Raw genomic sequence first — 25,760 nt, forward strand, 5'->3', positions numbered from 1 at the left:
TAGGGAGCCTCCTAGGGCGTAAACGTTCCACCTGTGGCACGATCTGGCAAACGCGAGCGGCCGCCAGCGGAGCGCGGCCGCAACCGGTTCTGCAAAACTTGTAGGGGACATTGATGGCCGCGCCCGAAGCAGCATCTCGTTCAACAAAGCTATCCAGCGCAACAATCGCTTCTCTCGCGATATTCCCGCCATTGGGAGTGGCCAGGGTCGGAAACGCGGACGGCGAAGGCGAATACGTGATCGCGTCGGAAGTCGTGGGCGGATGGCCGATGTTACCGAATGGCGACGCCGCCATGTACGAAGCCGATTTCAGGACAGCCGACGGAAAGATCAAGCGCCAAGCAGTCCGTTTCCGCATCTATGCGACATCGACTGACGGCGATATTTTTGAGGTCACTGCCCGCGATGGGATACGAATCGAATGGAAGGTCGGCGTCGCCAATCTGAAGGCCGGGTGGTATGAATTCAATCAGGCGTTGGATCTGCCACGGGGTATCTCCAAGCCTGCGCAGAAGCGAAATGTAAGGATACCGGTGCCGGGTCGAAGCGCCCGGTTGGACATCGTTCCGACACCCAAAAAGATCGAAGGGCTCAACAAGTCGGGTCCGGAGTTCACCCTCGACGACGGCACGTTCTGGGCCGCCATGCCGGTCTATCTCGGCGAATTGCAAACTGACGATGCGGGGCGCCTGATCTTCCTCGGCGGCCGAGGCACTTCCGGCCCATTTCGCAAGGGCTTCATGCCAACGACTTTCGCCAACAATGACGGTTGGCATGACGACGTATGCGACGGACCGGTGCGCGCTACCGTCACCTTCGCCGACGGCTCGTCCAAGGAAGCGCAGCCCGCCTACGTCGCGGTCACGCCACCGAACTTCGCGCCGGGGACGTTTGGGCTCGTCACGATGGACGACACGGTAAAAGAGGTCTTCCGAAGCCAAGGCTGGATCTCAGCTCCGACCTCGACTTCTTTCACGAAAGACATTTGGCCAATCTTTGATCGGATGACGGGGCTGCAGTGGGTGAACCATGGCCTATTCGTCATGCATGGATTTGGTTCGGCTCTCGACGCCCGAAGCGTGCAGGTGATCGCCAAAATGCGTGATCCGGGCGCGGCGATGGCGCCGTGGCGGGCGAGGGTGTTCAAGCTGTTCCGCGATCCGGCGGCGGCGGGAGCCTTCGATGAAGCCGCCTTGCCGCAAATATTCGGAGATGCATATGGCGAGAACCCAAGCGGCACGCCTCCCGACGCGCTCAACTATCTTTCGGTCACGCGCACGCAATTCGAGCATCTTGGGCGTTGGGCGGCCGGAAACTTTGTCGACGACTGGACCGATGTTCCGGCGATCGCGGAATTCGGTAAGCTCTCGCCGGCCGAGCAGATCGACCATCTGAACCGCGCGCCTCTGCACGAGTGCTTGGGAGGACCTTTCCATCCGGGCATCGAGTTGACGTGGACCATGCGCATTCCGCACATCTGGGCGGCCGCGTACCGACTGAAGGTGCTACCGACCGACGATCCGGCCAAGCAGGACTTCGGACCGGAATTGTCGCCCCAGGTATGCTGCGGCCCTGGAGGACCGTTCGACGGCGTGGCCGCCGGTGCGTTGACGCGATTTCTCGGCGTGCCGTGGCAAACCGACGGAGCGTCCTGCAACTCCGACGCGGACTATAGTCCGAGCACGTTCCTGTCCATGCCCACGTTCTGGGGTGCTCGCGTTCCCGACCAGGTGATGTCGTTCGAAAACTATTTGATCGCGGCGGCGATTGGGAAGAAGGGGAACGAAGAGCAATTCTCGAAATACCTGATGGCCCGCTCCGACTGGCTCCGAGATGTCCGAGGTTTCGACTACTATACGCGTATCGCCCACATGGTCGGAGAATGGTGGGAATTGGGAATGGTGCTCGCGGTCAAGAATCCATCGCTGGATTTTCCCGACGGTTTGCGTGTCGAGCAGGGGCGAAACCGCGATTTTCCCGGATCCGATCCGAAGCCGGGGCTCGTCGCGTTCGTCGAAGATCTGCGTAACGATCAACCAACGCAAGTGGCGCAAGTGTCCAGAGGCTTGGTTTTGCAGGTGCCGCAAGCGCCGAAGCGCCAGTATCGGCAGGGCGAGATCTGATGTTCGACGTGCTGGTCTGCGGAGCCGGACCCGCCGGCGCGACCGTGTCGGCGTTGATTTCGAACGGCGGAATGAAGGTTGCCGTCGTGGATCCGCTGGTCAGGACGACCGAACGGCTCGAGCTGATCGCCCCTTCCACCGCCAGGCTCTTCGATGCGGTCGGTCTCGGGGTTCTCTTACGGGATCCCGACCTGGTAAGCTTTTGCTCCGGTATCCGGCGGGACTGGGGCGGCAAGGTTTCGGTCGAGGAATTCATCAGTCATCGGGGCGGAGCAGGCTACGTCGTCGACCGGCGCCGCTTGGACGCAGTTGTTCGAGGGCTGAGTCAAAAGGCGGGCGCGCGCCTCATCCGTGGCAGGGTTATCGCGATTGAACGAGAGGAATCCATGTTCCGTGTGCACGTACGTCGGGATGGCCAGAACATCACGGTGACGGCTCGTACAATGCTCGACGCATCGGGGCGAGCGGCTGCTCTGGCGCGCCGCATGGGCGCGCAAAGGACGGTTCACGAAGTGCTATTGGCGCACGGGACGCAATCCCTGGCGAACGACACGCGGGGCCGCTTGCTGGTTGAGGGCAATTCGGCTGGCTGGAGCTACCGGCTGACGGGACCGGACGGCAGATGTGAGGGGTGGCACGTGGGTACGAAAGACGGTGGACGCGGATCGAGGTGCCAAGTCGTGGACGCGTCATCTGTGCTCTGCTTCCCGCCGGCTGGTCCGGGATGGGCCGCCATCGGCGACGCGGCTGCCTCGTTCGACCCGCTCTGCTCGCAAGGGATCGCGAACGCACTGTCGACCGCGCTCACCGTCGCGGGTGCGGTGGTTTCCAACAACGGAATGGGAGAGCCTGCCGCACGAGCCTACTCTGAGGCCGTCCGGCGCACCTTCGAGAACGCGGAACGCGGACGCCGGGCGTCCTATGCGGCACTTTCCGACTCTAGAAGCTAGAAGGTCTTCTTGTCCTCGAAAACCTTAGATTCTGAGAAGCCGTCCGACTGAAGGACGCGAACGGATACGCTCTTGGCTCCCGGAAACTGGTTCACATCGATGTCCGTGCTCGGAACGGGAAGACCTACGGCTATGGTCTGCCAATTAGGCTCGTGCTCGGCTTTGGCCTGGACGGTGTAGGTGACGCCGGGAGAGGGCGCGAGGGTATGCGCTGCATCGAGCTTAAAACGGTTCGGCGAACCGGGATTGGGGCCGCCCATCGCCACCGCTCCGGCCGGAACGGAAGCAGCCCGGGCGAACTGCGCGGCCTCGACCCCGTTGATCATGAGCTTGACACGGCGCAATTGCGGCGAAACAGGAACGTATTCGTCGAAGGTGCCGAACGATGCATGCGGAGCGCAGGAATTGCGCTGAGGGTTCACCTTCTTGTCGAAGATCTCGTTGTCTGCGCCGTCGAGGCCGATCAACACGATCCCTTCGTCCTGGAAATCTTCCGACTGCACCGCCGTCTTGACCGGCGTGACGTAGTCGATCGTTCCCTTCTTGCGGTCAAGGTCGAAGGTACCGCTCACGTGAGCGAAGCTTCCGTCGATCACTCCGGCGCCCATCGCGTCCTCCTATGCTCCGGCCACTGGTGCGAAGAGCGTATCCTCTGCGCTCAAACGATCCAGGATGGCCCGGTAGCTGTAGGCTGAGATCCACTGGTTGTCGCAGTAGGTCATGATATCATGGCAACTCTCATTCGCCATGACCCTCATGGGAATTCCCAGGGATGGGTCTCCCATGTCGAGGCCGATCATGTCTCCGTTCGCCGAGTCTCCGATCCGGCCGTCCGCGTACGGAAAGTGCGGGTCGCTCGCATCCTGATTGCAGAAGCCCGGGTGATATCTTCCGAATGTGTGTCCGAGTTCGTGGGACCCGTACCAGCCGCCATATGACCGCTCGGTGTCCCATGAGAGCGACGGGTACTGGGCCGGATTGCCAGTTGGCCCGACTGCTACAATCGAAGGATTGGGCTGCTGAGGAATATCCTTTGCGGCCCCCCGGAAGAACAGTCCCTGGTCAGCGTCCGAGATCAGCCCGTAGTAGTGGGTGCGCGGATCCGTCCCGGCGTCGATGTCCTTCGCTCGGATCGCCGAGAGCTGATTGTGCGCGACGTTGAGCTTACCCAGCCACAACGGGTCGTTGCCATCAGGGGTCGTCGGGCCCGAGAAAGGCGGTGCCAGACGCGCGTCGGCCTGCAACACTAGCTGCGACCATTCGATCGTCGAAACGGGGTACGCCCTGTCGAGGAAGGAACGAAGATGATCGAAGTGATAGGCGGCCGGCGCGATCTGCTTCGGCGGGGCACCAGGCGTCTGGAGCACGTAGCGAAGTCCGATGGCCTTGATACGCAATGGAGCGGCGTCGACCAGTGGAACGGCTACCGGCGGATTCGCGCCCACGGGGATGTCGGAGCCTCCCGCGAACAAGCGTTTTACGCGTACATTCAGGCTGGACCAGGAGAGTACGTCGGCAGGAAGATTAAAGTTGAGGCTCGTACGGATGTCCCGTCGCTGCGCATTCAGATCGGGATGGGCATTCGCTTTGACGGAAATGGTCCCAGTCGACGCGACGTACTTGGCCGCAGCAGATGCGGTCGGCGCGACCTCGATCTCGCCCTGAACTTCGGTCCCGCTGGTGAAGCCCGTCGGTCCTACGTAGACCCGCACTAGGGTTCGCTTCCCGCGTACGAGAGGCACGTCGTTCGCAGGGCTCTGAATTGTCTGGCAGATCTCGATACCCAGAACGTCCAGTTTGGCGGCGGGAACTACCGTCTGCGTAGCGAGAAGGCCCATGCGTATCTCCGGATCGAACCGTGTCGTCACGAGCGGACTACCGTACGTCCGCATGACGATCCTAAGGCAACATGCCTCTCCAGAGGACTAGGAGAGTCCCGAGGACTACCCCGAACCCGGACGCCGGATAGGCATCCCGCTGACGATTCAGACCGTAGGACCGCTCAGAAGCGATCGCATTTCGTCGATACCCGGCATGAAGACGTAGGCCGCGCCCGCGGCTCTAACCCAGTCGCCTGCAATCGTGAATTTCTCGGTCCTGCCCTGGAGTGTCACCGAAATCATGCGCCCTTCCGCTGGCGCCCTCGCGATGATCGGGTCGATCGAGCTTGGAGCCTTCGGCGCATCCGCTTTCTTTACCCAGCGTTGCATGAGCTGCCTGAATTGCCCGTCGATCGAAGTCTGGTAGCTCATGAACAGCAATCCACGCTGGCCCGTCGGATCTTCGTCGAAGGGCTTGCCGTACGGAATTCCTCTTCGCAGCATCTGCGTGGCGAGAGTATCCGCGGGCAAGGCTAGGTCGGTCGTCTGATCTCGGGGATTCACTTTCCGTATGTGAGCTGAGAACGGACAAACCGACCCGAGAGGGTCGGCCAGCGATCCGGGGAATTCGACGAGTTCGCCCTGGTAATCCAGTGTTGCCGGCGGGAAGGGGGCATCGTATCTGAAGCCGTTGATCCGAAGCTTGGCGCCCGAGATGACTTGATCGGGCCCGCCAGGAGATTGAGTCACGGGCGTACCGTCCCGCCATCGACCGACGCACAGCACGCCGGCGAGATCGGAAGAGGCTGGAATGCCGAAACGCTGCGCCAATTGGTCGCCAAGATTGATCATGGCTTTGCGAAAGGAATCGACGTCTTGACTAAGCTTGCGCAGCACCAGCAACGAACCGTTCTTCAGCAAGGGACGATCGCCGAACTTTCGCGGCCCGGGAGTCAGCACATCGCTGGGGTCGAGCGAGGAGTAGCCGTAGACGAATTGGCCAGGCCAAACGAGCGGCTGGCCAGGGCGCGAAAAATAGCGGGAAAGCGGGTCGTCTTCGCGGTAGGACCGCGGAGTGAGGAAGCTGCCGTCGTTCAAGATACCGCGGGTACCTGGCTGAGAGATGCCGTCCGCGAAACCGAAATGTTCGGTATCGAAGGAGAGTCGCTGGCCGACTTCACGGAAAACTACGGTGGCCCAATTGGCTGCCAGAAGACGGATTTCGTCAGCGGCCTGGTCGGGCAAGCCCGGCATGCCGCTTCCAAAGATGAACACGACGTCCGGCGTCGTCTCGGGTGTCGTGCCGAACGACCATCCTACCGGCCGTCCCTGCGCATCGGATTCGTCTCCTAAAGACCGGGCATCCCGCGCGGCGCCGACCTTGAAAGCGGCATCCGGAGGTAAATCGGCGAAAGACAGCGCCGTGCAGCCGGAATTCGTGAAACCCATCGCCATGAGAACGCTCGAGGGGAGCGGCTCGATGGCTTGGACAGCGCGGGCCAGCGCCCGCGCCGTCTTCAGCGGCATCAATTGACGCGTGGTGGCCACGCGATCGCATAGCGAAAGCAATGCGCGCTTCGCCTCTGCCTCGGCGCCAGCGACCAGCTTCAGCCCAAGAATCGTCTGATAACCGCCCCCGAAGCCGACAAGGACGTGGCCTTGGATGTCGTCGGCTTCGAGCTGGTCCTCGCTCATGATGTCTTTCTTTTGAAGGAGAACGCACTGCTCGGGACTTCCCCTGAGGGAAGGATTTCCTTCGCCGGGTCGGCATCGAGGACGAGACCGGTCGCGTCGCCGATCGCACTTTCAAGATGCCCTTGGGTTTTCCAGTCGTCCTCGGTCACATCGGCGCAAGAGGAGATCTGGTTCTTACCCCAATTGCCGTAATAGGAACGGTGTATGGGGTGTTTGCAGTACAGCACATTTCGACAGGCGCTCCCGTCGCGATCGACATCACCCGCCAGAATGGAAGCGTAGATCGTCATCGTAGTGGCACGTGCGATCTGTCCACCGCGGCTCAATTGCCTGTTGTCCAACGAGCAGTCGCTCAGCTTGAGAGGCGAATTCTGCGGCAGGACTATCCGGGCACGCAAAATGCGAGGATTGTGCGGGTCTGATGCATCCTGACGTTGGATGGTGAGAGCGTCGGAAATGGGAGCGCCCTTCGGGTCGCTCAGACTGGATAGGTCGATGTCGTGAATATACAGGCCGACCGGATCCACCAACGTCACGCGATTTCCAGCCGCGACCTGCAGTCCTACTCCGTCACCGATCGATGGATCACTGCTGCGGTTGATGTCCCCGTAACCGGCGCATGCAATGCGCGTTGTCGCCCGGTCGTTGTCGAAGGCAGGATCCGGTGGCTTGCCATCGGAATCCCACACGATGGATGCTCCACCGGCCAGGTTCACCTCGGCACCCAAGGAGTTGGCCGGATGCGTCAAGTGCATCGCACCATGGGTAGTGTTCCACTTATTGTACGGATTGTAGGCGTCTTTCTGGTAGAGCGTCAGCCAAGTATTCTGCGGAGGATACCAAACCAAGATGTCCTCCTGGAATTGCAGCTCCTCCTTCTTGACGCTTCCGTCCACGAAACGCTGATACAATCTCGTGACGAGATCGATGTCTTCCTTGGCGAGAAACTGCCAGTAATCATAAGGTTCGGCGGTGAGATCGATACGCTCGACGGCCCCATTGCCGTCCCGCTTCGCGTACCATTCCAGATACTCGTCCTGTTGCCGGATCCGGATCGTGACGTTCTTTCCAGATTTTGTCCGCAACGGACGAGCCTGAGACCTGAGATCGTCCTTTCGGAAGTGCGGCACGGCGTCCAAATCCACCTGGAGTAGATCCGGGCCGTCGGGTGTGTCGCCTACTACGAAGGCCTGAGGACGCAGGACGTCGGCGACCGCTTCGGCTGCCTCCATTTTCGCGACATCACCGACATGGGTGACGACCTCCATCCATCGATCGATCGATTTCGGGAAGCCATTCCACGGCACTCCCGCCACAGGAGCCCCAGCCTTCATATCTAGGGGAGAGAAGAAGTTCTTCGAGCTTGCCAACGCGTCGGAGACGTACCGTCCGATGACCTTGTCATGATACCTCTGCGCAGCCCCCTGCGGATCCTTGCAGTGAGCGAAGTCGTCGATACGTGCCGGAGGGCTTAGGAGGGGCATGGCAGGCTTCCTTCATTTGGATCGCTCGCCAGCATACAATTCCACCTGCGTGCGAAGACCTCGTGAAGTCCCTAGGATGGATCGCATCTGTGCTCAGCCGCCCGAGGTCCGTCTCCGTTCATCGACGGGGCGCATCGGGCCGGCATGCCGCTGCTACTTAGGTACTTCGCCAGAGCTCTGGAGCTCTCCAAGCTTCACCGTGAGCCCAGTGTAGAACTCGTTGACCCGATTGAGCGTGCGGAGTGTCGTTCCGTTCGTGTAACGAAAATCGAGCGCGATACGCCCGTCGGGCGTCAGCTTGTATTTAACTCCACCTTGAAAGTAATTCACGTCGTTATGGCTAGGATGGAGCATGTCGTACAGATAGTAGTAGCGGACGTAGAGAGACACGGGCTTGAGGAAGCCCTTATCGAACCAAACGTTCCCGCTCATCTTCGTTCCGGCCCAGAAATAGTCCCGGTTCTTGAGTTGATCGAACGTGCCGGCGTTCTCTACCCGGTAGTAATCCGAGGCTAGGGTCGGGAAGAAGCTGACCCACATTCCGAGCGTCTCGTTCGCCCTGAAACTCGAACCGATGTATAGATCCGGCGCCCAAGGCTGCCACATGGACTCCAATCCATAGATGCGGGCTTGTTGATCGTAGTCCGTGGTATAGGTGGCGTTGGTCCGAAGATATTGCATCGGTAAAGGACCTCCGCTCTGGATTTCGGCCTCAAACCCAGCCATTCCGGATATCGAGCCGGTCGTTTTGCCTTTGGAGATGGTCGTGTCGAATTCCAAGCCGGGCGCGAAATTGAAATAGGTCATCCGCGGCTTGTTGGGGTCTCCCGTGTAGTTCAGGTTCGTGTTGCCGTGCACGGCTGCAATGAGGGCTCCCTTGCCGACGAACGTGTCGAACTTGCCGTCCAGATTGCGCGTGTATGTGAACGAGGCGCCGTTATCTGAGATGTCTCCGTCGAGCGTAATGTAGGCGATCGGAGCATAGGACTCGCGGATCAGAAATTCCGTGCTTATGTCGTTATCCTTCTTTAGGTCGATCGGCTTCGGCGCGGCAGCAGCATTCGCCGATCTCACTTCCTTCGCGATACCGGCGGCCGCTCCCGCAACAACGGGCTTTTTCTTGAGGCGAGCCAGCGCCGCCTCTACTGGTCCCATCAGTTGGGCCCGCTCCTTCGGACTGAGGTCCGAATAGTTGCGCAGGAGCTCCTGCAGATCCTGCTGGCTCAGATCCTTTCCCGAGGACGGCTGCGCCACAAGACAGCACAGACCGACTGATATCGTCCCTATGACCTTTATGTTCCTGCCCGGCATCATGTCCCCCGTCGTGTGCATTCAAATCGTCAAAACGGCGAGCCTGCGCCGGCTCCTCGTCTGGCGGGATTGTGCGCGTCGACGACGGCGGCTACGTCGCTGACGGTCTTCTCCGGATCGTCGATTTCGGAGGGATGGATCCATGGTGTCAGGACCATGTTCTTCTCGTTGTAGTAGTAAAGGTTCAGCATTTGAGCCAAGCCGCGGCAATCGATGCGGGTGAAATTCCAGGCCTTGAGTTGGTCGGTATCCTTGATTTCGATCGGATTGACGTGCTTGATCCGCGCCATCACGAGCTTTACGTCCGCTTTGATGGCGGACATTGGATATCTGGTCGCGGTGAGGGCTGGGCCATCGGCAATGATTTGGGACAGGCTGTCCGAAAGCTCGCCGATGGTGTTTCCACTCAATTGCTTGGGGCGGCCGCTCAATGCAACGCCGTCAAGACGCGCGTGAAGCAGCACCGAGGAGTTGAGCACCTTCCTCAGATCTCCGCTAAGACCGACGCTATCCAGCTTAGTCTTTTCGGTTAACTTTCGCGTCGTTGACGTCAGTCGTGCGACCGCGGCAGTCACCGCTTTTCGCGCCGCTTTCTTCGATCCCTTGGCCATGAATGCCCCCCCTTGTTCGACGTCGATCGTAGTCGGTCCACGGCTCGCATCAAGGCGGGTGACTCCCGTTTTCTCGCAGAGCGGCCGCGGTAGGCCGACCGCCAGGACCTTAGGATTGCAAGGATCGACGAAACACTAGGGAGTTTCCTAGTAAAGCCCGCGCGAGCAGGGCTTGATGTTCTTCGGCCACCTAGGCGCATCCCGAGTAGGGGCGCCGCTCGTTCCGTGACAGGTTTCTGGACATCAGGTGCGCGGAGCGCGACGAGGAGGGGGTATGACCGACCAGATCGGAAGCGTTTGCGACGAATGGGACTACCAGCGTGGGCGCTGCGCATCCCAGGCGGCTGTGTATCAAAGGCCGGGTACCAACGCCTATTTCTTCACGACAAAGATGGCGATCGATGCCGATGGAGCTCCCAAGGGTTACTATCCCGGTGAGAACTATCCAGCCAATAATCACGACTGTTTCGACTGGCTGGACAACCTCAACGTCAGCGACAGACACGGCATTCAGGGACAGAACGGCGCGGTAGGACCGGCCCCCGGCTTCGTGATCTCCGGGACTGCGCTCACCGACGCCGCGCACCACTCGGCCGACGACACCAGGTGCTATGTCGATGCAAGCTCTATTCCCTATGTGGTGCTGACGGGATCCTCCTTCCCCTTGCCTGCTGGCTCGGCGGCTCTGAGAAAGGGGTGCCTTGCCTTTGTCGTAGATACGAAGACGGGCATTTATTCCGGGGCGATTTACGCGGACGTAGGACGAGCGGTGGGAGAAGCTTCGCTTGCCCTGGCGCTGATGCTCAGTATCAACCCGTTTAGCCGAAGGTACTTCCCCAAAGTCGGAGGCGGTACATCGGACAAGCGAATCTTCCATCTGGTCTTTCCGGCGATCGTGGTGCCGCCTCCCTGGCCGGTCTCAGCCACCCAACAGCAGGCGAAGCAAGCTTTCGACGGCTGGGGTGGCGAAGCGGCTCTGCGTGAACTCTTTCCCAGGATGCCTCCGATGTCGGGCCCGAGGCCCGTCGTCATAAGGCGGCCGGACGCCAGCGTCGCAGGGTTCGAGGAGGACGACGAGCCGGCGCGGCAGTTCAAGGGAGCCGACGAACCGAAGGCGGCACTCGAATAGCCATCCAATTCGAAAGACACAGCCCACGCCTGACGCCAAGAGGAGATCCAGCTATGCCGAAGACCAAGGCGGTCGCCACGGGGGCCGATACGAGCTACGTAGTGAACGACAAGGTGATCGCTGCAGCCGAGGCTCAGCTCGGCAGCAAGCCATCCTTCTGGGGGCGTTATTTCAAGGGACCGCAAGATACCGGCTCGGTTCAATATAAGGCCACCATCGAGAACCCGATCCTGCGGGCGCACGGCATTCCGGTACTGTGCATCGCGCGACAGACCAATCACGTCGGCGGGTCGGAGGCAGACGGGCGGACGGACGGTGCAAGGAATGCAGCGGCCATCGTCGAAGCCTTCGGCCTGCAATATCTGACGCATCGGGGCTCGAAGACATTAATTTTCCTGGACGTCGAGCCTGAACACCCGCTCAGCGCGGACTACTATTTCGGCTGGTCCGAGGCCGTTCGCGGCTACGCAAGTCCGGAGATATTCGCTCCGGCGGTTTACGGCAACAAGAGTTCGGCAGCGACCTGGAAAGGTTTGTCTCATGCCGTCACGAGAGGCGCAGAATGTGCCGGTCTGTGGGTTGCTCATTATCTCAAAAACACGGGTTGCGTAGCTACGCCGCAGTGGAGTGATAGAGATGCCGTTCCAGCCGGCATTCCGACGGGGTGCGAGGTGCTCGCCTGGCAGTTTGCGCAGGAATGCGTCGGCATTGATTGCAACGTTGCGAACCCAGCGCAGGTCACGGCGCTTCAGGCGGGTCTTGTGTTGCCGCCCGAGGCTACGACGTACCTCGCCGAAAGGGTATCCTTCGGGCTCGACTATGGGGGTAACAGAGCAGCCGAACCGTTCACGCAGGCCCTGACGACCGCTCTCCAGGCCTTGACTCCCAAGGAGGGCGGCAAGACCCTACCGGACCGGAGGCCCTACATCTTCCCTGACGGGATAAAGTCGTTCGAGCTTGAAGTGAAAGTGGGCACCGAAACTGGAGTTACTTTGAAGATAAACGGTACGTAGATCCTAGGACGATCCCTAGTTGTTCATCCTGACGAAAGTGACGGAAGTTCCGGCTTGGGAATCGGCGACAAGCGATCCCTTTCGCGCTCGGGATCGCAATAATGGAAGAAACTCTACTCGACTGTCTGAAACGAATTTTTCCGTCTTCGGCCGCGCCGTATTTCGCCTGGCCCGGTCGAGATGGCGTCATGAAGCCGCCGTACGAGATGCCGCCGTTGATGCCGGCGGACGTATTCGCCGTCGCCGGTCATCTGCTGCAGCATAGCGGCGCCTATCATCATATCGTTCCGGAGATCGTGGGGAGGCCGAAGCGCTCTTCGCGACAGCTTGAGGTGTCGCTCGACTTCATCAGGTCGGCCAGAGAGGTTGCCAAGACGTGGCGCGATTTCACGCCTGGGCCGCATCATGACGACGAGAACGCTTCCGTGTTCGCCTCGTGGATCGAGGGCGAGGGGGCTGCTCTTCTTAAGCTTTACGATGCATGGGACAGCATCTTCGGGGTTCATCCATCTCCGCCCATATTCAAGCAAGTGTCGTCGAAGGATCAGCCTGCCGAATGGTGGGTCGACGCGTTGTTCCTGTTCATAGCCGCGGATGAGGCCGCTCGAAATCTCGGCTTTACTGTTTCTGAGGAGCCGGATCGGCCTTGGCTGATCTCGGCCGCCGACGACGTGTATTTCAACAAGGCGAAGACGCTTGGTTCGCAAGGTCGCGGTGCCACCGTAGTCTTCGACGGCGTCAGCACGATTTCAGCGGCGAACCAAGATGTCGTATCGGTCGTCCCGAAAGCAAGAACGACCCCCGTCGGCTGCACGTTGAGGTCATTGTCCCATCATCTGGCTTTGCTGCCGCCGAGGGGCATCGCACGAGCGGCTTGGACCCCTTATTGGTTTCCGGCGCCGCCCGACGAGCGGCACATGAACCTGCTCCTCGTTCCGTTCCCATTCACGATACCTGCAAACGCTTTCGATCCCATGCAGGGCTACGCCGGAGAGGGAGCCAAACGCTGGGGCTCGTTCGGCATGAAGCAGACTTGGCTTTCGTCGGTGACGAAGGACAAGCTTCTGGAGTTCGTAAAGGCGTTGGTCGTCGAGTCCTGTCGAGAGGTCGATGCGATTCACGGCATCATCTTTCCGGAGCTCGCCTTGAACGAAGAAGTTTGGGAGCACCTTCAGAGCTCTCTACCGAGCACCTTTCCGGAGCTCGAATTCATCGTAGGCGGTGTGTCCGCGGAGAATGGCCGGCACGGAAATTTCGTAAGAGTGGTCGTGTTTCAGCGGGGGCCGGCGACGAGCGGTCCAATCGATCAAACGAGCCGCATCGTCATGTTGTCGACCCGCGAAAAGCATCATCGCTGGACCTTGGATCGCGACGAGATCCTTGCATATGGATTGGAAGGCCGTCTCAGTCCATCTCTCGCCTGGGCTGAAGATATCGACTTGCTCAGTCGCCGCGTCGACTTCTCAGTCATCAGGCAGTCGTCCGTGATCTCGGCCATGATCTGCGAGGATCTTGCGCGAGTCGATCCATGCCAGGAGGTGATCAGGGCAATCGGGCCGAGCATCGTTTTCGCTCTCCTCATGGACGCCCCGCAACTGAAGGCGAGGTGGCCGGCGCGGTACGCGACTATTCTGGCCGAGGACCCGGGATCTGCGGTGCTGACCTTGACTTCCCGCGGACTGATGACCCGTCAACATCGGCTGGGGAAATTCATGTCGTCAGGTGGTGCCGATCGGATCGTCGCTCTCTGGCGCGACGACGAGCAAAACAACCCGATCGAAATCGAATGCCCGATGGACTGCCACGCGGTGCGTCTGACGCTATCAGGCCTTCCGGTCGTCGACCGATCGTTGGATGGCCGGGAGGATCGCAGCGCAGTCGCTTGGAGATATGCCCATCACAGACCGGTGTGCCTAAACGGCATCACAAAGGAATTCTCGGATGTCCTCGGGCCGGATGACCTTGCGCTCCAACCCTCAAATCGGTGAGCATCCGCTCCGTGATGGGGATCACGCAAAGGTTGTGTATATCCTTGATATCAGCAGCAAAGTGACATAGTGACGCGTTACAAATGAGCCCTGTGAAGGCGTTCAGACCGCGTTAATGGGTTGCAAGATAAGATGCCGATGCTTAAATTGTTGATGTTACGAGGATTTTAGAATGATCTTGGTCGCCCGCAAAGTTGTCGAGGAGCTTGCCGAACGAGGCAAGAAGCTCGCAGAATCGCCCGCGATAATCGCGGGAAAAAAGATGCCCGGCTACCATCTGTACGAGCAGGCTCTCTCGGCACAGATCAATTTTCGTGAAATCGAAGAAGTCCCGGCGACGCCGCCGGTCCGCAAAAAGTAACGCGCTTCCCCTGCGATCCTGAAGCTGGGATGGCCGCAATCTAATGTGCGGCAAAGTTGGCTCCGACGAGCCTTTGACGACCTCCCCCCTTTTTACTCCCCGTTCTTTGCAGATGCGCGGTGGCCGTTTTCGGGATCTACGCTTCGCAGCCGTGGCTTGTAGCTGGCTTTGGAAGCCCAAGCGCCGACGGCCCATCGTTCGAATTCGAGGCTTATTTCCCGCTCTTGTCTGCAGAGGCGCTTGCTGCGTCGGCGAACTTTGCTTCCGTCAGTTCGCCCCATGAGCCGAATTTTAGCTGGGCCGTTCGATCCGAAAACATCCGGCGTTCCACGGAGATTGCCCCGATGGCTCCGAACTGCGGTACCACGAAGGTGTTCGCCGCAATTGTGCGTCCCGCCTGATCGCACTTTGGACTGCACACCTCGACATTGGCGCTGCCCGGGATGCGATAGACGACTCCGCTCTGTGGTTGTTTTCCTGCTGTCGTCCTGAAACGCGTAGTGCGGATTTCGATTGAGTTCTGATTGAGGGCGTCCGACGCGGCTCCTCCCTCCAGGAGGAGCGGCGAGAGAAGGACTTCGCCGCTCAAAATGCACGTTTTGTCGGGGAGCTCTTTAAAGCCGGCGGGGCAATCTCCCGGATCGAAACGGAAGGTCTTACGGACCGACAGACCTGGGGCTTTACTGTTGGCGTCCTTAGCTTCGGTCGCCTGAATGAGGCGGGTGCCGCAAATCGCCTTGCGTTGGCGGGCCGCATCGGCACCTTCTCCGGCTGAAGTCTTGTTGGTCAGGGGAGTCGACGCGACGTTGGTGAGAAACTTCTCGAACTTTTCCTGGTTCGGAATTTGCCCGGAGCTCATAGCGTTGAAACTCGCGAGCATTCCGTTCGACAAGGCGAGGTCCAAGTCCGTGCGCCAGAATGCGCCGTCCATGGTGTCCGATTTTATCGTGTATCCCTGCGTTGGATCGGGTTCGACTTTGGCTGCAAATTCGGTGACTGCGATCTCGCTTTCGATAATGACGTCTTGCGGATCCTTGGGCGAAGGGCCACGTTGCACGACGTCGCATCGCGTTATCTTCCAGGTGAGATCGAGAACGATGGAGGTCTTCGGCAGGAAGTAGATCACGCCGGCGGGCGTCTCTGACGACGACAGAGGGACTGCGGAAATCTTCGACGAGCCGTACCATCCGGCGCGGCCTCCCAGCACGAACAGTGCACCCGCCACGCCGACTACGCCAGCGGCCTTCAGCCAATTCATTGTCGAGCCGAGAAATGCGGCCATGCGTTCTCTCATGGTTGTGTCTGGCATTGGAATCCTATCGGCAGAGATCGAGGTTGTTGCTTGTCGTGCTGCAGAGCCATTGGCGAACAACAGGATGCATGAGCGGGACGATTTTCGTGCTGTCTCCCTGCGTCGGAGCGTCCGAAGCACACCTCGCGGCGGTCACGAAAGATGAGTCCGTGACGATCCCCGCAACCAGGTGGGGCTCGTCTTTGTAACCGAAAACTCGCCCGGCAAAGATCGGCGATCCGGAGTCCCCTTTGCAAGCCCAGGAGCCGGGGCTTCCGGATCCGTATGATCGCTGCGTGAACCTTATGGGCACTGCGACCTCGGCCATATTCAACTCGGTTTCTTCGGTCATGGATCGAAGTGCAGTCGCATCGACAATGCGCGACCAGCCGACCCTGAGCGTTCCAGGCATCTTTCCAGGTGATGCCCCGAACCCCGCAAGCGTGATCTCAAGCGATCCGGACTGGACAAACTTGCGCACCTTGGCTGATGGGGGAGAACTCGTGCCCGCCGGTGCGAGTACTCGGACGAGAGCCAAATCTATCTTGCGTGATCCATCTTCGGCCGGCGTCGGTTGGCCGTCCCTCCCGACCACGGGAAGGCTGCAGCTTTCGCCCGGATGCTTGTCGGTGGACGGAGGGTGATCCAGGCAGTCGAACACCCCGTTCGTAAGTGCGAAGACTCTGCCGCGCGTGGCGGTCCATTTGGCGACGCAGTGCTTCGCCGTCAGTACCCATTCACCTCCCACCCGGACGCCTGAGCAGACGCGATCTCCGACTGGCTGTGTCTCGTCTCCTGTGTCGATCAGCACGACGTCAAGGAAGCCTTCTCTGCAGTAGGGTGGCGGGCTCATGGCTCGTTGAAACTCATCCATCCCGGGAATCGCAGGTGTTGTCGGCGTTGCACAGCGCTGAGCCGAACCTCTGGAGTCGGGACCGGCGGCGGCCGCCGCAAGGGTCGGTGCAGCCAGGATGGGAGGGGAATCCGACGACACGTCTGAGTTCGCGGGCAAGTCGGCATTACCGCCGGCGCCGGTGCCCGGTTGCGTCTGTTCAATCGAGGCCCTTCCTGGCGGAGTGCGAGGCGCTGGCAAGTTCGCGACGGGTGGAGTCACGGGAGCCGAGGAGGGGGGCGCCACGGGCTGACTTGGAAAGCTGCTGCCTCCAGTGGGCGTCGATCTTTTGCCATCGTTCTCCGACCAGACGAGTTCGAATTTGCCTACGTCGTTCACCCTTACGACACGCGCCTGCTTCGTGATCCGATGATCCGGCAGCATCGCCGAGATGTTGCCGGCGAGCGTCTCGACGGTGATGCCGGGCAGGGCGTCGATGACCTTCGCTGCTTCGACCGTCCTGGCCTTTTCGACCGCTTGCACCCACATCGCGAATGCGGCCGCGTAAGACGCCATGGCATCGTCCACCGAGCTGTTCGGATTGTTGGTGTAGGCGCGCCACCGCCTGAGAAGCTCCGTGTTGGCGCGCGTGGCAACTCCCTGGTAATAGTCGACGATCCCCAATTGCCCCTTAGACGACGTCGGAAGCTGGCTCTCGCGCAGCGTGAGCGAGAGAATCGGAAAGCGGTTCAGGTCGGTCGTTCTGTCTCTCGGATCGCCGGAAATAGCGATGTCGCCCAGGCCTTGCAACGTAGTTAGAACGGCGGTGGGCCCCGTCATCGACCTTCGCGATTGGGCGAAACTCGCGATATCGCTCGCCGCGCGTGCCAGTTCAGGGGTCCTCACATTTCTGGATAGAACGTCCGCATCTTGCACGCCCCGAGCCTTCGTCAGGATGGAACGCATCATCGCGTTCATCGCGCCAGCTTCCGAAGAGTCGTTGCCTAGAAGCACCCATAGGCTCGGGCTCACGGACGAATTCATGTAGGTGATGGCGGCCTTCGCAAGCTGTTCCGGAAAGAAGCCAGCGTAGAAGATGGAGCGTTCCTGCGGAAGAGAATCCAGGCTCAGGATGTTTGCGGGATAGAACAGTATCGCGTCACTTCCTTTGAACAACGGAGCCATAGCAAAGAGCGAGGCCCTGCCCCAACCTCCGAAGATGACCGAGACTTTTTCGCTGGTGATGAGCTCGGCTGCACGCAGGTTGAAAACCATCGGCGTCGACTGCGCATCCGGCGCGATTGCCCTCAATTTCTTGCCGAGAACTCCACCTTTTTCATTTTGCTCTTTGACGAGGAAGAACACAAAGTCCTTCAGGTGAGCCTCGTCCGCGGCGGTTACGCCCGTGATCGAGTGAAGGACACCTATCGGTATCGCCTCGTCCGCGGCCGCCGCACGGAGGCCAAACAGCAGCAAGACGGCCATCAGCAGGGCACGCCGAAGCACGGACGAGGCTCTTTTCGGCATTTGCATCACTCCATCAAACACCACGTCGATACTACGGCTTCGGCGGGATCCGGATTACCGTGACCTTGGCGAAGCCGTTGTTGAGGTCGTGCGCAATGGTTGGCCAGAAGCCCGAAGCGGGCTTGTTGAGATAGACGTAGAGCTCACCATCGCGGGTCGGCACAAAGGGTTCGCTGAGTCTATCGCCGCTCGCCGGCGGCGCATCCGCATCGATGAAATTTTCCTCGTTGCCGGTCGAGCCGTAGCGGAGGATGAAGCTTCCCAGCGGCCGGTCCAACGAACGCTTGAGGAAATATACGAGCGTGCCGAACACCTGTCTGGAGGTGCCCGCAAGATAGTTGCAGCTCACGCGAAGCGGATGAGCTCCGTAACCGAGCCACTCCCATGATTTGGTCGGGCCGCATGAGGCTTCGTCGTAAGAACCCAGGGCAGCCAGCGTTTGCCCGCGAAAATCGGACTTCGTCCAGGCGAAGTGCCATTGCAGTTGCTGCGGGTCGACCGCGGATCCTCCGGGAAGCGATTGAGATTTGCTGACCAGGAGGTGATATCTCGCGTTCTTCTCTACGAAGATGCCCGTGCTGGCGCAAAGCGCCCGCGTGTCGAAGACGATCGATTTGCCCGTGCACTTCGCAGCATCCGCTCCTGCCGTTCGACAAGCTCCTCCGTTTGCGGGGTCGATGGCCGAAGCGTCGATGGTGCAGTTCTTGAAGCTCTTATCGTAGCAGATCTGCTTGATACCTGCCTGGTCGACCGCCGCCAGAGTGTCGCTCGGAAGCGTCGCCGGACAGAACTTCCCGAAACTGTCTTCGACGTTGAACAGGTAGTGGCTTGTCATGGCGACCCCGAGAAGACAAAACACGACCGCAAAGATGATCGGGGCATACCGAAGACGCAGTTCGCGAATAAATGCCTTGTATCGAGGCGCGCTGCGGAGTGCATGGACCCGGTTCGTGGGAACGAGAAGAACGACGAGGGCGACCAAGGCGACCAAGCCCGTCCAAACCGAAAAACTAGCAAGCAGATCGCTCAGCGGCATCCAAACCAACGAAGGCCAAGGAAATGGATTTATCAACAATCCATAGATCGCCGCCACCACCAGGAAAGCGAGGCTCGATATCTCGAGCCAACCGCCTGGTCTCCATTCGTCGGAAATCGGCGGAGACGCCGGCAGATTGTTGGGAATCGTCAAGCTGGTGACGAGACGGGCGCGCATCTGGTCGGTGATCCGCGCGCGGAGGCCCGCGCTGAGCGCCAGCAATATTACGATGAAAAGGGCGGAGACAAGGAACAGGGCGGGATCTCGCGCGTAAGCGTTGACCCATCGCTCGGCTGCGCTTGGAAGGACTGTCGCCACGAGCCGTATCGTGTCGGATAGGAGGCGCAAGCGCGTGGAGAACTCGGACGTAGCCGGGATCGAATAGGCCAGGGGGTATATGACCAGGAACAAGGAGGCGAATACGGTTAGAAAATAAATTCCGCGTCCGCGCCAGATCGTGCTCCAGATGACCGAGTCCTGCTCCTTGTAGCGAGTGGCAGCGCCGACAGGAGCCTCAGGGAGCCGGTCGGCGGAGCGGATGATCTGATGGTCGCCGGATGTGGCGTCATATGCGACGATCTCGTAGCTTTGCGGCAGTCCCACCGGTGCGTATGAGTGCGCCCCCATGGCGATCCGCCGGAAGACGGTTTCGTGGATTTTTGGCGCGACGATCTTGACGAAATCGCGCTCATCGGTCGCTCCGGAATCGCACAACTGATCGACATCACGTGGACCGTAGCGGTAATAGCCCCCGAGGCCGCTTCGGGAGTCGTAGAGACGCCCGTCCTTATCGCCTTTCGATTGGGCGGCCAAAAAGGCATCCGGGTCGGCACTGGGGGAAGACTTGAACTTCAAGCCGCAGTCCTTCGCCTCCTTCCATATCCAGTAAATCGGAATGTAGGCTAGGGAATCGTCTGGATAGCCGCCGCCCACGTTCGAATGAACGCCGGCGAACCAGATCTGAGTCAGCTTTTCCTGCCTGGTAACGGTCGGTGGGCCGGGGACGACGGGGGGCATATTGGATTCGTCCCACAGCACCGGATGGAAGGTCGTCCTTTGGTCGTCGAGCGAGAGCGCGTGGCAAGCGCGCGCGACTCTCTTGGGATCCAGTCTCTTGTTCGGGAGCTCGAGGGGCCACAGGTACCGGCTGACGCCCCTGGTCATTTCGTCCACAGGAAGACCGTAGGCGGCGACCGTGTCCCACAGCCCCAGGAAGCGGATCTGATCGACCTTGCGGACGTTAGGAAGCTGACCCACGCGCTTTCGTCCGAGAAACGAGTCGCGGATCGCGCGGAATGGCCGTTCTATTCCAGTGCGGGTCTTGAAGTGACGAGCGCGATAGTTTCTGTAGGCCTCCGTGGCCAGTGCGTCGAGTTCGGCTTCGGATTCCGCCTCCACGAGACCCTGATCGAGGATCAAGCCGACCACGACGCGGATGGTGAAGGCACCTCTGCTGAACCCGAACCCATAGATTTCGTCGTCAACGAAGTTTTCGTCGCGCGCATCGGTGTCGACATAAGCACGTGCGTAATCCTGCCCAGTGCGGAAGTTACGGCAGACGAACTTGTAAATATCGATCACGTTGCGCTTCAGGCCGTAGCCGAACGCCCCGCCCAAGATTGCGAGAGGTTTGAAGCTGGAAGTGCCTACGCCGTCGTCATAGAAGGCGACTTGGTCCGAGCCCGTCAGGTCGAGGGACTCGAACGTGCGCCAGACGTTCGTACGCCAGACCTGGGATGCGGAATTGCCGGTGCCATCGGAGAGTACCACGATGCGCTTTGCCATGAGGTCCCCAAAAGAAAATGCGAATTCTCGACGACCCGGCCGCGAGGAAGTTGCTCGCGCTCATCGAAAAGGGAAAGTAGAACTAAGTCGCTGCAATCTATGCGGGTAATATGCGCCGCGTTTTCGGATTGTCAATTCGGTGCGACAACCAAGGCACAGGGTAGAGAGAGGACCTTCCTGCGAAAGAATGCGGCGGGGCATTGCAGAGCGGGACGAGAGGTCGGGACTTTGCGGGATCAATCAGCGGCCTTCTGCGGGGCAGGGTACTCGATCTCGCGGATCACCGAGGTTCTCGCGCCATTACCAAGGAAGAACCCTGCGTCTCTCCTGGCCTCGCGGGCATACTCCAACTGGACCGCCGTCCAGCCTGAGACGTCTAAGTACATGAATTCTTCGGAGGATCCCTTCGTCCCCTTCTTATCGACAGCGATGCCGAGGACAGTTCTACATTCCGGATGTACTGCCTTAGCAACTATGCATCGCGCCCTGAGCTCCTTGAAGCGCTCCGTTCGGTATCTTTGATGACCTCTCCCGCGGTCACCGGGACCGACGACGAGAACGTAGACCAAGTCGGATTGGTGGGGCGACCTTACGATGGTTCCAACATAGCCATCTTCATCGCGATCCACCCGCTTGGTCATCCAGTTAGCGAGGATCCTGCGAGAGAAGCGCGTTTCTTGTGCCATCACATGAACGAGCCGCTCATAGTCGGCAATCGAATGCTCGTTACCGGTCTCAAGATTCTCTGCCAAGTAATGGCGGTTCAGGTACTCCACAAGTCGATCCCAGAATAGGCTCGCCTTGTTCTCTTTGCGGCTGGCCTGAAATTGCGGATCGGCTTCCAGCTTTTCCCAGGCGCCGGCTTCTACTTCATAGCGTTTCTGTCGGGTCGGAAAGGTACGACCGTGCCAGAGATAGTAACCAAGAAGGTCGCTCTCTGACGATGCTCGCTCAAATTTTCCGGCGTCGTAAAGCTCCTCTTTCTTCCGGAGATACTCTATGAAATCTGGAGCTGTTGAAAGCTCGTTAAGAACCAAAGGTAGGGTCGTCTCGTCAAAGACATGAACCCAGCCAAGGGCGCCGGTGATGCGTCCCACCGAAAATGCCTTCCCGTCGTCGACGGTCTTGGGAGACAGTTCTAGCGTAGGGCGGCCCGTCGCTTTTCGACAACAATCAGCCGCACCAAGCGCGATGCAAACCCGATGTACGCGAAGCCGATCCGAAGGCGGCAGCGGAATAGGAAGACGCTCCGTCTCTTTTGCATCTAGAAATACGCGTTCGGGCTGTCTGATGATCCACTTTTCGGCTTGAGTGATCTGCCGTGCCGATTCGGCGATGGAGTGACTGAACCAGCGTCTCCAGTTTAGCGCCCCATCTTCCTTGTTTGGATACGTCCATGACTTGTCGGAGAACAGGACTACGTCGTCGCCGAACACGACGAGTAGATCGGTCAATTCCTTTGCTTCCTTGCGGAAGACGTTTGGGTAGCTCCAAAGAGACAGAAACGATCGCTCGCACAATGCGGCGAGGAGCTTCTCCGAAGGAGTAAGGCCTCGTCCCTTTTGAAATCTCATGCGAGGACAACCATTAGGGAATGCAGGAGGTACTTGGATGCGTGGCTTCAGATCGCCGCTGGCCGAGGGCACCTGCGGCGGGGCGCGCCCGTGCAGCTTGATTGTAGACGTCGCAGGTATTGGACTGATTGCCGTACGGAGTTGGAGATTATGACTCGTTCAGCGTTGCGCGTTGTTCCTCTGTCATGTTGGGTAATAGGACCGTGGGATCGAATTCGAACGAAACAGTCCCATTTTGGTGACCGAACGCGAAGGGGCGCAGGCCAGTCCAAAACAGAGCCAATGCCCTGTCAGCAGTGCAAAGCATTGCTCTCTGTTCGGGAAAAACCGCAAAAAGTTGGACCAGCATCTCAAGTGAGCGTAGATCGGCGAGAACGTTGTAAGCATCGTCTCGGGAATAGTTTCGGCTGAATTTACATAGCTTCCGGGCAGGACTCTTGCCTTGAGGCATCAGGACCGTGCTAAGCGCGGCCAGGACCGTCAGCGAACCAGGCCGAAGTCCTCGGCTTCTTGCTGCCGAGATGATCTCGCTCCACACCTTAGAAATCGAACGTTTCGCAATCGGTGCTGACAGAACAGGCGCAACTTCGATCAGAAAGTCTTGCTTCTGTTCGAGGTTGACGGTCGCCTCCGCGAGCAAACCCAAAGCACCTTTCAGGCCCGCCTCGGTCGCTGAGATCAATATTGCTTTTGGTAGCGCAGACCGGAGTTTGGTTACAGCTGCGGTCAACTGAGATCTCGCCTCCATTTCCGTCGGCATGCGTCGCATGTTGCCTTCCATCACGAACAACATGGGATTAATGCGCACGGTACTGTCGGCAAATAGGTCCAGGAAGTCTGGTTGAACAACTGATCGAGGCTTCTTCGACGCAAAACGACCTTCGATCTGTGCGAAGATGCATCGGTCAGGGAAGACGATGGTATCGGCATGGACGGCCAAAGATGATGGTAGCCAGCCTCCTTTGACGAGACCGATAGCGGACGCCGCGAAGTGGCTTTGGAGAGTCATACTGAAATTGGCACGCCCGGCCTCATCGGCTTCGGTTAACGCCGGCAAGACCTTCGGCATGCCGCGACCCTTCAGTTTGATAGTGACAGGTTGAGTGGCCTTCAAAGGCGTGAGGTCTTTGAAACCAAGCGGTTCAAATTCGGCATCATCGAACTCGATAGTGCGGCCGGTCGGTAGGCCGCGTTCATCTTGCTCAACGTACTTTAGCGGTGGCACGAAAGCAGTCTCTTGGAGCTGCGATTGGACCTAGCCGTTGTGGAATGGTGCACGCCAAGTTGCAAGGACAATCCGCGGCCAACTAAAGCCCCTGACGCCGAGCATCGTGGATTTCGTTGACCCGCCCGGGCGATCGGTACGCCGGACCCAGTGAAGACCCTAGGGTACTCCTGCCGGCGCCGATGTTAGCCTGCCGTGAATAAGGTTCGCGGACGCAGGAGAGCAGATGTCCAGTGGGGGTGGAGGCGGTGGTGGAGGCGACAAATCACCCCGTAAGCCAGCGCGGCCCGTCAAACCAAAGGGCGCAGGTGGTGGAGGCGGTGGGGGAAGTCAGCCGGATCCATGCAACATCGTGGAACGAACCAAAGTCAACTCACCTGTCCGGGCAGTTGCGGTGACGGTTCCACGAGGCAGTCTTGAGACCTATACCGGGCATCTCGGTTAGAGCGCTGCGCAGAGGGGCATCGTCCAAGGCATCCTCGTCGAGATGCTCAATCGCCTTGAGACAGGTCGCCAGGTACGCCGCCTTTTGTCTCGGGAAGCGATAATGAATGCTTTTCCCGGAGACCTCGAAGGGTTCGGCAAGATGCATTTCGATCTCATGAGCGGGAGGGGTGCCGATGAGCAGACCTCGATCGCGAAGACGAGCGAAGGCTGCGAGACCCAGCTCGGCCGGCATGCCGTATCCGCCTAAAAGACAAGCGGCCGTCTCTTCCGCGAGCGAATTGCCGAGGCGCAGATCTCCGTAGTGGCCGTGAAGGTCCGCCTGCCAAGCCTGCCCGCACCAGTAGGCAGCGGTGAACAACTCGTCGAAATGTCCCCAGGGAATGCCACATCTGAGCATCGCGGTAGATGGCGGCATTCGGCGCCCATAGGTCTGTCCCTCGTGGATCGTATACATCGTCTGCATGGGCGGGCCCGCGAGAGTTTCCTAATTGCCAGTTATGTATGAATATGCATTATGCATCGGATGGCAGCAAGCAGGAAGCGCTCTCGAGTCTCCCTTCAGATAGAGGAGTTCCTTGATAAGAGCGGTTGGACGCAGGATCGTCTGGCCGTTGAGATCGGGATCACTCAGGGACACCTGTCCAAGGTGAAGAGGGGCCTAGTACCCGGGAGCGCGAAGATTGCAAGTAGAGTCGAACATCTGGCCATCGGGTCTTTGCGACGGCCGGTTGACCCTTGGCTGGAGCAGATTATGAGGGTCGCCAACCGGTCGAAAGACGCAAAAATTGCGATCGAGGCGATCGCCAGGATTGCTCAAAAGGTGCGGTGAGGACGAGCTAGGCTGAAAAAGGACCGTCGCCGTGCTTCGTCGGATGGCCGGTCTGGCTTTCCGTGTGTGAGGCGCGCGCGAGCGTCCATCCGCCGCCGATGGTTGGCATTCCAGTCGGGCAAGCCGGGCGAATGCCAGGCGGTCCGACCTCTACACACGTGCACGATTAATCCATAGGACCTTGTCACCGAGCCCGGTGCTTTCCTTTTGCCTAGGAGGCCCCCTAGTTACGGGGCCGTTTGGCAGGAGGATAATAGAGTCGCCCGCGTCTGGCCTTTGACGCGCGCCGAGGCATGACGAAGATGTGAAGCAAAATATTCATATTAGTGAAGGGCAGCGTCTATCACGCCGGCCCGGGTCTGGCCCGTTCATCTACGATAGACATAGTGCTGTGGGCAAGCAAATGGCTGGATGCGTCCGTTGTCACAATCAACGAGCCCACGGCCTTCAGGTCCTCCAGCCGCCGCCGGCCGATCATGGAGTCGGGGACAGTCGCTACCGCCTGCGCGACATAGCCCAGGAAAAGATGGTAGGGGGCTGCCTCGATGGCCTGAACTGATTGCGCGTGCCCGATCGACGAGGCTAAGGGAGTAGGAAGCGTGAGACGGCAGCAACCGCTACGTGGATGCCTCCCATGGCTGACGGCCAATCTTCTTGCACGGTAGCTGCACTATGGATGGAGTCCTTCGGCGCTGCCGCTCCGCTTCCTACATCGTATGATGGCGTTTG

18 protein-coding genes are annotated in these 25,760 nt (G+C 59.5%); 6 read left to right on the forward strand and 12 right to left on the reverse strand.

Annotated elements, in window-relative coordinates:
• Positions 1–113: 113 nt before the first annotated feature.
• Together AC0L20_RS08495 and AC0L20_RS08500 are read left to right on the forward strand one after the other, a co-directional pair.
• Positions 114–2,123 carry a LodA/GoxA family CTQ-dependent oxidase gene (locus AC0L20_RS08495; RefSeq protein WP_456767932.1) on the forward strand — a complete coding sequence of 670 codons (2,010 nt, stop codon included), beginning with the start codon at positions 114–116 and terminating at the stop codon, positions 2,121–2,123.
• Positions 2,123–3,073, forward strand: a complete 951-nt coding sequence (locus AC0L20_RS08500) for an NAD(P)/FAD-dependent oxidoreductase (protein ID WP_473288169.1) — start codon at positions 2,123–2,125, stop codon at positions 3,071–3,073. The genes AC0L20_RS08495 and AC0L20_RS08500 overlap by 1 nt, the downstream gene beginning before the upstream one ends.
• Here the strand turns inward: AC0L20_RS08500 and AC0L20_RS08505 are convergent.
• The 6 genes from AC0L20_RS08505 to AC0L20_RS08530 all read right to left on the reverse strand — a co-directional run bounded on the left by AC0L20_RS08505 (position 3,070) and on the right by AC0L20_RS08530 (position 9,994).
• Positions 3,070–3,681, reverse strand: coding sequence for a hypothetical protein (locus AC0L20_RS08505; RefSeq protein WP_473288170.1), 612 nt, complete (start codon positions 3,679–3,681; stop codon positions 3,070–3,072). The genes AC0L20_RS08500 and AC0L20_RS08505 overlap by 4 nt on opposite strands.
• A gap of 9 nt (positions 3,682–3,690) precedes the next feature.
• A complete protein-coding gene (locus AC0L20_RS08510) occupies positions 3,691–4,911 on the reverse strand; it encodes a hypothetical protein (RefSeq protein ID WP_473288171.1) in 1,221 nt (406 codons plus the stop codon).
• A gap of 147 nt (positions 4,912–5,058) precedes the next feature.
• Positions 5,059–6,588 carry a Dyp-type peroxidase gene (locus AC0L20_RS08515; RefSeq protein WP_473288172.1) on the reverse strand — a complete coding sequence of 510 codons (1,530 nt, stop codon included), beginning with the start codon at positions 6,586–6,588 and terminating at the stop codon, positions 5,059–5,061.
• A complete protein-coding gene (locus AC0L20_RS08520) occupies positions 6,585–8,072 on the reverse strand; it encodes a hypothetical protein (protein WP_456767937.1) in 1,488 nt (495 codons plus the stop codon). Before AC0L20_RS08520 ends, AC0L20_RS08515 begins: the two co-directional genes overlap by 4 nt.
• 153 nt (positions 8,073–8,225) lie before the next feature.
• Positions 8,226–9,386, reverse strand: coding sequence for a hypothetical protein (locus AC0L20_RS08525; RefSeq protein WP_473288173.1), 1,161 nt, complete (start codon positions 9,384–9,386; stop codon positions 8,226–8,228).
• 26 nt (positions 9,387–9,412) lie between these two features.
• Positions 9,413–9,994 (reverse strand): hypothetical protein, encoded by a 582-nt coding sequence (locus AC0L20_RS08530; protein ID WP_456767939.1) that lies wholly within the window; start codon positions 9,992–9,994, stop codon positions 9,413–9,415.
• 274 nt (positions 9,995–10,268) lie between these two features.
• On the opposite strand from AC0L20_RS08530, the gene AC0L20_RS08535 reads away from it, so the two are divergent.
• From AC0L20_RS08535 to AC0L20_RS08550, 4 genes are all read left to right on the forward strand, one after another.
• Positions 10,269–11,123, forward strand: coding sequence for a hypothetical protein (locus AC0L20_RS08535; protein ID WP_473288174.1), 855 nt, complete (start codon positions 10,269–10,271; stop codon positions 11,121–11,123).
• A 53-nt stretch (positions 11,124–11,176) separates the two neighbouring features.
• Positions 11,177–12,136 (forward strand): glycoside hydrolase family 25 domain-containing protein, encoded by a 960-nt coding sequence (locus AC0L20_RS08540; protein WP_473288175.1) that lies wholly within the window; start codon positions 11,177–11,179, stop codon positions 12,134–12,136.
• A gap of 101 nt (positions 12,137–12,237) precedes the next feature.
• Positions 12,238–14,124 carry a hypothetical protein gene (locus AC0L20_RS08545; RefSeq protein WP_473288176.1) on the forward strand — a complete coding sequence of 629 codons (1,887 nt, stop codon included), beginning with the start codon at positions 12,238–12,240 and terminating at the stop codon, positions 14,122–14,124.
• A gap of 172 nt (positions 14,125–14,296) precedes the next feature.
• Positions 14,297–14,485 carry a hypothetical protein gene (locus tag AC0L20_RS08550; protein ID WP_456767943.1) on the forward strand — a complete coding sequence of 63 codons (189 nt, stop codon included), beginning with the start codon at positions 14,297–14,299 and terminating at the stop codon, positions 14,483–14,485.
• Positions 14,486–14,696: 211 nt separating this feature from the next.
• On the opposite strand, the gene AC0L20_RS08555 is transcribed toward AC0L20_RS08550, so the two are convergent.
• The 6 genes from AC0L20_RS08555 to AC0L20_RS08580 form a co-directional block, all read right to left on the reverse strand.
• A complete protein-coding gene (locus AC0L20_RS08555; protein ID WP_473288177.1) occupies positions 14,697–15,767 on the reverse strand; it encodes a hypothetical protein in 1,071 nt (356 codons plus the stop codon).
• A 34-nt stretch (positions 15,768–15,801) separates the two neighbouring features.
• Positions 15,802–18,135 carry a transporter substrate-binding protein gene (locus AC0L20_RS08560; protein ID WP_473288178.1) on the reverse strand — a complete coding sequence of 778 codons (2,334 nt, stop codon included), beginning with the start codon at positions 18,133–18,135 and terminating at the stop codon, positions 15,802–15,804.
• 31 nt (positions 18,136–18,166) lie between these two features.
• Complete coding sequence (locus tag AC0L20_RS08565) at positions 18,167–20,956, reverse strand: DUF2235 domain-containing protein (protein WP_473288179.1); 2,790 nt, start codon at positions 20,954–20,956, stop codon at positions 18,167–18,169.
• A gap of 236 nt (positions 20,957–21,192) precedes the next feature.
• Positions 21,193–22,410: a hypothetical protein gene (locus AC0L20_RS08570; RefSeq protein WP_473288180.1), complete on the reverse strand. Its 1,218-nt coding sequence runs from the start codon at positions 22,408–22,410 to the stop codon at positions 21,193–21,195.
• Positions 22,411–22,678: 268 nt separating this feature from the next.
• Positions 22,679–23,755, reverse strand: a complete 1,077-nt coding sequence (locus AC0L20_RS08575; protein ID WP_456767949.1) for a hypothetical protein — start codon at positions 23,753–23,755, stop codon at positions 22,679–22,681.
• Between the two features lie 373 nt (positions 23,756–24,128).
• Entirely contained in the window at positions 24,129–24,665 is a 537-nt protein-coding gene (locus tag AC0L20_RS08580) for an HhH-GDP family DNA glycosylase (RefSeq protein ID WP_473288181.1), read from the reverse strand.
• Positions 24,666–25,760 lie beyond the last annotated feature (1,095 nt).

This window comes from Bradyrhizobium sp. Kon58 (assembly GCF_055807455.1).

Bases quoted from the DNA above. Each gene is read 5' to 3' on its own strand.
- AC0L20_RS08580 (WP_473288181.1), bottom strand. From the start codon at position 24,665: ATGCAGACGATGTATACGATCCACGAGGGACAGACCTATGGGCGCCGA.
- AC0L20_RS08550 (WP_456767943.1), top strand. From the start codon at position 14,297: ATGATCTTGGTCGCCCGCAAAGTTGTCGAGGAGCTTGCCGAACGAGGC.
- AC0L20_RS08560 (WP_473288178.1), bottom strand. From the start codon at position 18,135: ATGCCGAAAAGAGCCTCGTCCGTGCTTCGGCGTGCCCTGCTGATGGCC.
- AC0L20_RS08505 (WP_473288170.1), bottom strand. From the start codon at position 3,681: ATGGGCGCCGGAGTGATCGACGGAAGCTTCGCTCACGTGAGCGGTACC.
- AC0L20_RS08520 (WP_456767937.1), bottom strand. From the start codon at position 8,072: ATGCCCCTCCTAAGCCCTCCGGCACGTATCGACGACTTCGCTCACTGC.
- AC0L20_RS08565 (WP_473288179.1), bottom strand. From the start codon at position 20,956: ATGGCAAAGCGCATCGTGGTACTCTCCGATGGCACCGGCAATTCCGCA.
- AC0L20_RS08525 (WP_473288173.1), bottom strand. From the start codon at position 9,386: ATGATGCCGGGCAGGAACATAAAGGTCATAGGGACGATATCAGTCGGT.
- AC0L20_RS08545 (WP_473288176.1), top strand. From the start codon at position 12,238: ATGGAAGAAACTCTACTCGACTGTCTGAAACGAATTTTTCCGTCTTCG.
- AC0L20_RS08510 (WP_473288171.1), bottom strand. From the start codon at position 4,911: ATGGGCCTTCTCGCTACGCAGACGGTAGTTCCCGCCGCCAAACTGGAC.
- AC0L20_RS08515 (WP_473288172.1), bottom strand. From the start codon at position 6,588: ATGAGCGAGGACCAGCTCGAAGCCGACGACATCCAAGGCCACGTCCTT.
- AC0L20_RS08535 (WP_473288174.1), top strand. From the start codon at position 10,269: ATGACCGACCAGATCGGAAGCGTTTGCGACGAATGGGACTACCAGCGT.
- AC0L20_RS08530 (WP_456767939.1), bottom strand. From the start codon at position 9,994: ATGGCCAAGGGATCGAAGAAAGCGGCGCGAAAAGCGGTGACTGCCGCG.
- AC0L20_RS08555 (WP_473288177.1), bottom strand. From the start codon at position 15,767: ATGGCCGCATTTCTCGGCTCGACAATGAATTGGCTGAAGGCCGCTGGC.
- AC0L20_RS08540 (WP_473288175.1), top strand. From the start codon at position 11,177: ATGCCGAAGACCAAGGCGGTCGCCACGGGGGCCGATACGAGCTACGTA.
- AC0L20_RS08495 (WP_456767932.1), top strand. From the start codon at position 114: ATGGCCGCGCCCGAAGCAGCATCTCGTTCAACAAAGCTATCCAGCGCA.
- AC0L20_RS08500 (WP_473288169.1), top strand. From the start codon at position 2,123: ATGTTCGACGTGCTGGTCTGCGGAGCCGGACCCGCCGGCGCGACCGTG.